At 46.8% G+C, this 9,931-nt stretch carries 6 protein-coding genes and 1 pseudogene; 5 read left to right on the forward strand and 2 right to left on the reverse strand.

The genetic code is table 11. The features are described from left to right. Positions 1-174: pseudogene (locus H6F50_RS26850) on the reverse strand (DUF58 domain-containing protein); the annotation flags it as partial. Positions 175-382: 208 nt separating this feature from the next. Here H6F50_RS26850 and H6F50_RS02360 point away from each other — a divergent pair. Continuing rightward, positions 383-1,603, forward strand: a complete 1,221-nt coding sequence (locus tag H6F50_RS02360) for a type IV pilus twitching motility protein PilT (protein ID WP_190413054.1) — start codon at positions 383-385, stop codon at positions 1,601-1,603. 268 nt (positions 1,604-1,871) lie between these two features. On the opposite strand, the gene typA is transcribed toward H6F50_RS02360, so the two are convergent. Further along, positions 1,872-3,662 carry a translational GTPase TypA gene (gene typA, locus H6F50_RS02365; RefSeq protein ID WP_190413055.1) on the reverse strand — a complete coding sequence of 597 codons (1,791 nt, stop codon included), beginning with the start codon at positions 3,660-3,662 and terminating at the stop codon, positions 1,872-1,874. 341 nt (positions 3,663-4,003) lie between these two features. Between typA and H6F50_RS02370 the strand changes: the two genes are divergently transcribed. From H6F50_RS02370 to H6F50_RS02385, 4 genes are all read left to right on the forward strand, one after another. After that, a complete protein-coding gene (locus tag H6F50_RS02370) occupies positions 4,004-6,436 on the forward strand; it encodes a PAS domain S-box protein (protein ID WP_190425918.1) in 2,433 nt (810 codons plus the stop codon). Between the two features lie 41 nt (positions 6,437-6,477). After that, positions 6,478-6,924, forward strand: coding sequence for a response regulator (locus H6F50_RS02375; RefSeq protein ID WP_190413057.1), 447 nt, complete (start codon positions 6,478-6,480; stop codon positions 6,922-6,924). Continuing rightward, positions 6,921-8,468, forward strand: a complete 1,548-nt coding sequence (locus H6F50_RS02380) for an ATP-binding protein (RefSeq protein ID WP_190425921.1) — start codon at positions 6,921-6,923, stop codon at positions 8,466-8,468. Before H6F50_RS02375 ends, H6F50_RS02380 begins: the two co-directional genes overlap by 4 nt. A gap of 193 nt (positions 8,469-8,661) precedes the next feature. After that, on the forward strand, positions 8,662-9,684 hold the full coding sequence (locus H6F50_RS02385; RefSeq protein ID WP_190425924.1) for a serine/threonine-protein kinase: 1,023 nt from the start codon (positions 8,662-8,664) through the stop codon (positions 9,682-9,684). Positions 9,685-9,931: the final 247 nt, after the last annotated feature.

Below are 9,931 nucleotides of genomic sequence, written 5' to 3' on the forward strand. Positions count from 1 at the left end.
TGCAATTCCGAGTAGCGCAAAGCTGAGGCCACTAATAACATACAGCCACCCCGCCATTGTGTTCGTGGCAGCTCCAAAAAAACAGACGGCGATGATTCCCAATATCCACCCAGCGTAGGCTGGCGTTACCCACCGAGTTTCCAGCCAGTCTGCTATCCGATTACCGATATTCATAAACAGCGCTGCCCAGTCTAGAGTCTAGCTATCCCAGCACCTTAACAAAATTCTGATTACAAATAAATAAGAGATTTTACACCTGTCTGGTAATTTTTTAGAATTAAGGACATTCACGGTTGACTTAAAGAAAATTTTTAAAGGCAAGATCCATTAAACTGTGGTTTTACCGATGCTGCCGGACCCAGTAAGTACCCAGGGGGAAAAAATGACCAAAGCCAATGATGCTGAAGCGACTCGCGCACAAGCTCCTTCACGCATGCCACCACCACTACCGCCACCACCCGTTCCTCCGCAGATGCAGCCAGGGCGACCCCCAGAAGTGAATAGCGCGACTTCCATCAAACAGATGGTGAAAGATGCGTATGCTCAAAAAGCCTCGGACATCCATATTCGAGTGGGGCAAGTTCCCAGATATCGGATTCGAGGTCAGATGGTAGAGGCTGAGGGTCAGCTCAAGGTAACACCTGAAATTTTTGAGCAAAACCTTGCTGAGATCCTGACGCCTGCTCAGCGAAAGCAGTTTGCAGAAAACAAGGAACTGGATACGGCAATTTTCTACCCAGGTTTCGTGCGCTGTCGGGTGAATTGTTTTGAATCCCTGATGGGCGGAGCAATGGTTCTGCGTTTGATCAGCCTAGAGATCCCTTCGCTTGATAGTTTAGGCTTACCGCAAGTCCTCAAGGATATTGTAAGCAAACCGCAAGGATTGATTCTGGTGACAGGTCCCACGGGATCGGGAAAATCAACGACCTTAGCAGCGATGATTCGTCATCTGAATGAGACGACGAATAAGCATATTGTGACGATTGAAGACCCAATTGAATTCGTCCACCCTTCCCAAAAGTGCTTGGTTAGTCAACGGGAAGTGGGTTTGCATACCAATGAGTTTCACGCGGCACTGCGGTCAGTTTTGCGGGAAGATCCAGATGTGATTCTGATTGGGGAAATGCGCGATCGCATTACCGTTAATACCGCCCTGCAAGCTGCCCAAACAGGTCACTTAGTTTTAGGCACTCTGCACACGCGCAACGCCATCAACGCGGTTAACCGCTTGTTGAACTTGTACAACGCCGATGAACAGCCAGCCATGCGAATTCAGATCACCGATTCTTTGGTGGCAGTGATTGCACAACTGCTGCTGCCAACCACGGATAGTCGTCGCACGGCAGTCCACGACATCTTGATCAATACCCCGGCGATGCAAGATTACTTGCTCAAGGGTGACGATGAGGAAGCTTATCGATTGATGCTAGATGACACGTTCGATGGAATGCAGGTGATGAATCAGGCGCTTTACGACCAAATGCTAGAGGGTCGGATTACTCTAGAGGCGGCATTGAGTGCTTCCCCAGATCCCAACGATCTGGATCGCCGTATCCGCACAGGTGGAATTGACGCTTCTAGTTCGACTCGTACCTGGATGTAAGCTGGGTTTTACAGGAAAGTTAGAGCGATCGCATTTCGGATGTCATCTATAGCAGTTTGCAGTTAAGTGGAATCTATTGCATTTCTAACGTTGGTTAGGGGCATGGCATAGCCCTGTTCCTACTCCCCTACTGATGTATGGCAGTGTATGGCATCGGAACGATAAAGGCGATAAGGAATGCGCGATCGCTCTAAAAAAAAGCCCGCCATCGCGGGCTTTTTTCGTGTAGCTCCCAGGCTTCAACCTGGGGCTATTGTTGTCGAATCATTTACCGCTTCGCCAACTTCTTCGTCACCTTCCGCAGCCGAATTGACTTGGGAGTAACTTCCACCAATTCATCTGAACCGATGTATTCCAAGGCACGCTCTAAGCTCATATCGATTGGCGCTTGCAACTGCACTAATTCATCACCGCCAGAAGCACGGTGGTTCGTCAGCTGCTTCGCCTTGCAGACATTCAGTTCCAAATCTTGAGAGCGGTTGTGTTCCCCGACAATCATGCCTTTGTAAACTTTGGTGCCCGGAGTGATAAAGAATGCACCCCGATCCTCAGCATTCTTCATCGCGTAAAAGGTAGCAACGCCTTCTTCAAATGAAATTAAGACACCGTTGCGGCGAGTTTCCATATCGCTGGTGATGGGGCGATAGTCTAGGAAGCTGTGGTTCATAATCCCTTCGCCACGGGTGAGGCGCATGAATTCACCCCGGAAGCCGATTAAACCACGGGCGGGAATCACAAATTCTAGTTGAGTGCGACCCGTGGCACTCATCTGCATATCTTGCATTTCGCCCTTGCGCTGCCCCAAACGTTCGATACAGCCACCACTCGCTTCTTGCGGGACATCCAGCACCAAACATTCGTAAGGTTCGCAGGGTTGACCGCTGACTTCGCGGAAAATCACTTGCGGCTGGGAAACTTGAAATTCATAGCCTTCCCGACGCATGGTTTCAATCAAGATGCCGAGGTGAAGTTCGCCTCGACCGGAAACGAGTAATTTATCGGGAGAGTCGGTATCTTCAATCCGCAGGGCGACGTTCGTTTCAAGTTCGCGGAACAGGCGATCGCGTACTTGCCGCGATGTCACCATCGTCCCTTCCTGTCCGGCAAAGGGCGAATCGTTCACCGAAAAGGTCATTTGCAAGGTAGGCTCATCCACCTTAATCAACGGCAAAGCTTGCGGTTCGTTTGGACAAGTAATTGTCTCGCCAATATTTGCATCGGCAAAACCAGCCACCGCCACAATATTTCCCGCAGAGGCTTCTTCCAAATCAATCCGCTTTAAGCCTTCAAAACCCATCAACTTGGAGATTTTACCTTTCACAATGGCGCTGGTTTCCGTCACCAAAGCCACTTGTTGCCCCATCCGGATTGTGCCGTTATGGATTTTTCCAATCACAATCCGACCCAGATATTCAGAATAATCCAGGGTTGTCACTTGCAGTTGTAGAGGCTTATTCGGATCGCCTACAGGTGGCGCGACATGGTGCAGAATTGCTTCAAACATGGGCTGCATATCCATGTTGTCGGATTCCAGGTCATTTTTGGCATAACCATTGATACCGGAGGCAAACAGATAAGGGAAATCGCACTGATCGTCATCTGCACCCAATTCCAAAAACAGATCCAAGACTTTATCAATTGAGCCGTGGGGATCGGCTTGAGGACGGTCGATTTTATTAACGACAACGATGGGGCGCAGTCCCTTTTCTAAAGCTTTTTTCAGCACAAATCGCGTTTGGGGCATGGGGCCTTCATTGGCATCTACAATCAGGATGCAGCCATCCACCATACCTAACACCCGCTCGACTTCACCACCAAAATCGGCGTGTCCGGGGGTATCAATAATATTGATCAGGGTTTCTTTATATCTGACGGCGGTATTTTTCGCCAGAATTGTGATGCCTCGCTCCCGCTCTAGGGCATTGGAATCCATGACGCAATCAGGAACGTCTTCGCCTTCGCGGAAGATGCCAGATTGCCGGAGGAGGGCATCAACGAGGGTTGTTTTGCCGTGATCGACGTGGGCAATGATTGCGACGTTACGAATAGGGAGCGTCATAGAAGCGTGCCAGAGAGGGTGTTGAGATTGAAATAGATGTCTCTTGGCTTATTAACAGAATTTGGGATTTAACATAAATCCTGTAAAGAAGCCTTAACAATTCTAGCTTAATCGCCCGAAACATGGCGCTAGTTTTATGCATCCCCCATCCTTCATTTTTGTTTTGCCTTTCCGGTGCCAGTGCGCGTGAGGCACTGGCGTCACAGACACTATTTGACGCAATGATTGCGGTAGTCGTGTGAAACGAATCACTGCCAAGAAATGCGATCGCCCTTAACCTAACTGAAGACAAGAATTGGCGAGGAAAATCTTATCACCAAGCACAACATGAGGGAGACTTCATGCCAGATTTCCTGAGAACCCTTTTGGCTTCAGCAGGGTTTATTCCCCACGGACACTGCTATCTATGGAAGCCAGATTTAGTTTGGCTTCATGTTTCGTCAGATGCTTTGATTGCGCTGGCATATTATTCGATTTCATTCATGCTGGTCTATTTCGTCTACAAAAGACGAGATGTGCCTTTTAACTGGATTTTTCTGCTGTTTGGCAGCTTTATCATCGCCTGCGGCACCACTCATCTAATGGAAATCTGGACGCTGTGGCATCCTACTTACTGGCTAGCCGGATGGATCAAAGCTTTTACTGCAATTGTCTCCCTCGGTACGGCGGTGCTGCTGTCAGAATTGATCCCTAAAGCGCTGGTTCTCCCTAGTCCAGCAGAATTAGAAGCGGTAAACCTGGCGCTGAGAAACGAAATACTAGAGCGTCAGCAAGTGGAGGAAGCGCTACGCGAAAGTGAAAGACGGTTCCGCGCCATTTTTAACCAAACATTTCAATTCATTGGATTACTGAAACCGGATGGCACTGTCTTAGAGATTAATCAAACAGCGCTAGAGTTCGTTGGAATTAAGGCGGCGGATATAGTCGGTCGTCCATTTTGGGATGAAGTTTGGAACCTACCTACCGAATTCCTGAATCAGTGGAAAGCAGCGATTACCGAAGCAGCAAACGGTAACTTTGTTCGTTTTGAAGGGAATCTGCCCACTCCTCAAGGCACAATGTTTGTTGATGCCTCGCTCAAACCTGTGAAAGACGAGACAGGACAAGTGGTGCTATTGATTCCCGAAGGTCGGGAAATTACCGAGCGCAAACGGGCAGAAGAAGCATTACAGCGAGCTTACGAGCAACTAGAAATTCGGGTTCGGGAACGAACGGCAGAATTAATAACCATAAACGCATCGTTAGAAGCTGAAATTGCTGAGCGTAAACAGGCGCAAGCAGCACTACACCAACGAGAACAAGAACTCAAAGCACTAATCGAAAATACTCCAGATATCATTGCCCGGTTCGATCGAGATTTACGTCATATCTATGTCAACTCAGCAATAGAACTGGCAACAGGAGCACCGTCTGAGGTATTTATCGGTAAAACGAATCGCGAATTAGGAATGTCTGAGGATCTCGTCTCCCAATGGGAAAGCATTTTCCGCCAAGTTTTTGAAACGGGTCAAGAGAATGTTGTTGAATTTCAGTTTCCGACACCGAATGGTCTGAAATATTATCAATCTCGCCTGGTTGCAGAATTTACCGAAGACGGTTTAATCAATTCTGTACTGGGTATCTCCCGGGACATTACTGGACTGAAGCAGGTGGAAGAAGCGTTGCGGAACAGCGAGCAACGATTCCGTGCCACTTTCAATCAAGCTGCTGTCGGTATTGCAGAGGTAGAAAGGAATGGACAATGGCGACTGGTGAACCAAAAGCTTTGCGATATTACTGGTTACACTCGTGAGGAACTTTTAGAACGAACTTTCCAAGATATTACTCACCCTGATGACCTCAATACTGACCTCGAAAATGTTGGTCGAATGTTAGCTGGTGAGATTTCAACATACTCAATGGAAAAGCGCTACATCCGCAAAGACACCTCCCCAGTCTGGATTAATCTGACTGGATCGGTTGTGCGTAATTGTGCAGGTGAACTCAGGTACTTTATTGCCATTATTGAAGACATTAGCGATCGCAAACGATTCCAGCAGGAAATTACACAACTCAATCAAGACTTGGAACGCCGGGTGGTCGAACGGACTGCACAACTCGAAGCCGCCAATCGGGAACTGGAAGCTTTTTCTTATTCGGTGTCCCACGATTTACGTGCGCCACTGCGGAGTGTTGATGGGTTTAGTCAGGCGCTTTTGGAGCGCTACGCTGACACGCTGGATGAGAAAGGCAAACACTACCTGCATCGGATTCGTGCAGGCAGCCAGCGAATGGGAGAACTCATTGATGACCTGCTGGAGCTTTCGCGGGTGACACGCACCGAGATGCGTACCACGGAAGTTGATTTAAGCGCGATCGCTTCTGAGATTGTCATTGAACTAAGACAGTCGCAACCGGAACGACCCGTTGAAGTTGCGATCGCTCCAGGCATTGTTGCACAAGGGGATGCGCGGCTGCTACGAATAATTCTGGAAAATCTACTTCATAACGCCTGGAAATTTACGTCAAATCGCTCATATGCTTGTATTGAATTTGGCATCACACTAAAGATAGATTCTCAACCTGCTTATTTTGTACGTGACAATGGCGCTGGCTTTGACATGGCTTATGCCAACAAATTGTTTGGAGCCTTTCAGCGCCTACACTCAATGACTGAGTTCCCCGGAACTGGCATTGGACTGGCAACTGTCCAGCGAATCGTTCACCGCCACGGTGGTCGAGTATGGGCCGAAAGCGCAGTAGAACAAGGTGCAACTTTTTATTTCACGCTCTAAGGCGGGCAGAATTTAAACTTAGCTTCTAAACGGAAAATAAATTGAATAACCGACACATCCTATTGGTGGAAGATAATCCTGACGATGAAGAGCTTACCTTACTTGCTTTGGATCAAAGCGGTATTCCATACAATGTTGTAGTAGCCCGCGATGGAGTAGAGGCACTCGATTATCTGTTTGGTACGGGTAGGTACACTGACAGGGACATTAACAGACTACCCGCAGTCGTTCTACTAGATATAAAAATGCCCAGAATTGATGGTTTAGAAGTGTTGCAACGACTGCGTGCCAACGACCTGACAAAACTCTTGCCAGTCGTCATTCTCACGACATCAACAGAGGAGCAAGACCGACTCAACGGCTATAGCTTCGGTTGTAACAGTTACATTCGCAAACCTGTAGATTATGTACAATTTATGACAGCAGTAAAGCAGTTGGGAATGTATTGGCTGCTTTTCAATGAAGCCCCGCCGCTACTAGGAATATGATGAATCAACCGCTGCGAGTTCTCATCGTTGAAGATTTAGAAGATGATGCTGAATTACTGCTCAACGAACTAGAGCGCGGTGGTTACGAGCCGATTTACGAGCGGGTAGATACAGCTGCTGCCATGAATACAGCATTAGATAAACAACATTGGGATATTGTCATATCAGACTACTCAATGCCCACTTTTAGCGCTCCTGCTGCTTTAACTTTGTTGAAAGACAAAGGGCTAGATTCACCATTCATTATTGTTTCCGGCAACATTGGAGAGGATGTCGCAGTCGCTGCGATGAAAGCTGGAGCCTCTGACTACTTGATGAAAGGCAACCTGGCGCGATTAATTCCCGCAGTTGAACGCGAGTTGCGCGAAGCCGTTGAGCGGCGCAAACGGCGCGAAGCAGAACAAGCTTTACGGGAAAATGATGAACGCTTCCGCTTACTGATCGAAAATGCCTTAGACATCATCGCTGTTCTAGATACTGATGGCACTATTTATTACACAAGTCCATCCGTTGAGAAAGTTTTAGGTTACAAACCGGAAGAGCTAGTTAGCAAAAAACTCTATAATTTTATTCATCCTGAAGACGTAACTGAGGTGATTGATACTCTCAATCAAGCAGTTAAAAAAACCGATATTACTCTATTTACAGAATTTAAATTTCTACATCAAAATAGCTCTTGGCAAATATTAGAAGCAATTTGCAAAAATTTTATTCCCCAGTCAGGAATTCCTAGAGTTGTTGTTAACTGCCGGGACATTACCGAACGGAAGCGGACAGAAGAAGTTCGGATTGCTTTGGAAAAAGAAAAAGAACTGAATGAAGGGAAATTTTACTTTGTTTCAATGATGGCCCATGAGTTTCGCAATCCCCTCAACACGATCCTCATGTCTGCCGAACTCCTTGAACACTACAACTACAAAGCGACTGAAGAACAAAAAGCTTTATATTTCAATCGCATTCGCTCAGCTGCTAAACAGATGACACAGTTGTTAGAAGATGTTTTAACAATTAGTCGAGCAGAAATTGGAGAATTAGAGATTAATGTAGAGCCTTTTGATTTAAAACAATTTTGCCACGATTTGATGGAGGAAATTCAGTTTACAACTGGGAAAGAACACACGCTCATCTTTGCCAGTAAATGTAAATGTGCCCAGGTATATATGGATCAAAAACTTCTATGGCATATTCTGACAAATTTGGTCTCGAATGCAATTAAGTATTCACCGCAAGGCGGCACTGTCCAGCTTGAACTTTCTTGTCATGATGGACAGGCAACAATTCAAATTAAAGATGAAGGAATTGGCATTCCTCCAACCGACCAAGAACAACTATTTGAAGTGTTTCACCGAGCCAAAAATGTTGGCAAGATTCCCGGTACAGGGCTGGGATTATCAATTGTTAAAAAATTCGTGGACTTGCACGGCGGTCAGATTTCTGTCAGTAGTGAAGTTGGGGTAGGCACTACTTTTACTGTGCTGTTGCCATTGAACAGTCAGATGTCTACCGAGGAGTTAGACGATGCGACTGCGTATTTTGCCAATTAAACTGTCATTTAGAGCAGTTCTCAACTACCGAGCTTCACGGTAGAGTATCACAGCCATGAAGATTGCTTTTTGCTTAGGCTAAAGCGCGATCGCTTGTATTTGTACTTTGACTATAGTACACTTGTACTAAGTTAAATTGAATACTTCTTCAGACCGCGCCAAAATCGATGCAAGCGCAAGGGAGTCAGAAATAATGGCTTGGAATCCTGGGCAGAAGTTACAAAACGGCAAGTACACCATTGAAAAAGTGCTTGGACAAGGTGGTTTTGGGATCGCCTATTTGGTTAAAAACAAAAAAGGCAATTTGCTTGTCATCAAAACCCTCAACCACTTTCTGCAACGCCAACATGACTTCGGCAAATTTCAGCAGGATTTTCTGAATGAAGCGGTGCGGTTAGCCAAATTTAATCATCCTCATATCGTCAAAATTGATGAAGTCATTCAAGAGGATGGGCTGTGGTGCATTGTGATGGAATATATTGCCGGAGAAAGCCTAGCCCATCGAGTTTGGCAGAAAGGGGCAATGTGCGAGGCGGAAGCAATGCGCTACATTCAGCAGATAGGTGATGCCCTGACACTGGTTCACAACAATGGTTTACTACATCGGGATGTCAAGCCACTCAACATCATGCTGCGTTGTAAAAATGCCGATGTTGTCACTTCTGAGATAGAGGGCGTCTTGGAAGCGGTTCTCGTTGACTTTGGCATTGCCCGCGAGTTTACCCCAGATATCACCCAAACACAGACAGAATTTTGCTCCAGCGGCTTTGCCCCGATTGAGCAGTATGACTGGCGCTCCAAACGCGGTGCTTACACGGATGTTTATTCTTTAGCTGCAACGCTTTATACCTTATTAACGGCTCAAGTACCTACACCTTCACCAATGAGAGCGTATGGGATGGAACTCACACCACCCAAACGCATTAATTCTCTCCTCGGCGATCGCGTAAATTACGCTATCGTCAAAGGTATGGCCTTAAAACCAGAAGATCGCCCTCAGTCAGTGCCGGAATGGCTAGCATTGTTGGGAATCTTACCTCCCCCAAATGCTAACCCCAGTCCTCTTGTCCAATTGCAGGAGCGATTGCGTGAAGCACAAGAAAATAAATTAAATGGTAGTAATGAGTGGCGGGAGCGATTCCGAAAAGCGCAAGAAGACAGATTAAAAGATAATCATAATTGGCGCGATCGCTTGCGAAAAGCTTGTCAAAAGTGACAGAGAAAAGATGGCTCCGATAGCCGAATCTTGAAGTTGTCAGTTCGGGATGCGATCGCATCCTGAAACTCATTGCACTCAAATAAAACCTAGTTTCCCTCGTTTTTGGGCGCTGACGCCCGGAAAAACGAGAATCTGGATGCGCTGCATCCTTAAGACCGTGGGGAACTTAGAGCGATCGCTTTGCCGTCAGATCCAGGTAAGACTGAGAAGCGAAGACTGCTAGTTTTTGTCCTTTTACCATGTT

It is taken from the genome of Coleofasciculus sp. FACHB-712, from assembly GCF_014695635.1.
GTDB lineage: Bacteria > Cyanobacteriota > Cyanobacteriia > Cyanobacteriales > FACHB-T130 > FACHB-T130.

Excerpts from the sequence above, each read along its gene's own strand:
- H6F50_RS02360 (WP_190413054.1), top strand. The coding sequence starts at position 383 with ATGACCAAAGCCAATGATGCTGAAGCGACTCGCGCACAAGCTCCTTCA.
- typA (WP_190413055.1), bottom strand. The coding sequence starts at position 3,662 with ATGACGCTCCCTATTCGTAACGTCGCAATCATTGCCCACGTCGATCAC.
- H6F50_RS02370 (WP_190425918.1), top strand. The coding sequence starts at position 4,004 with ATGCCAGATTTCCTGAGAACCCTTTTGGCTTCAGCAGGGTTTATTCCC.
- H6F50_RS02380 (WP_190425921.1), top strand. The coding sequence starts at position 6,921 with ATGATGAATCAACCGCTGCGAGTTCTCATCGTTGAAGATTTAGAAGAT.
- H6F50_RS02385 (WP_190425924.1), top strand. The coding sequence starts at position 8,662 with ATGGCTTGGAATCCTGGGCAGAAGTTACAAAACGGCAAGTACACCATT.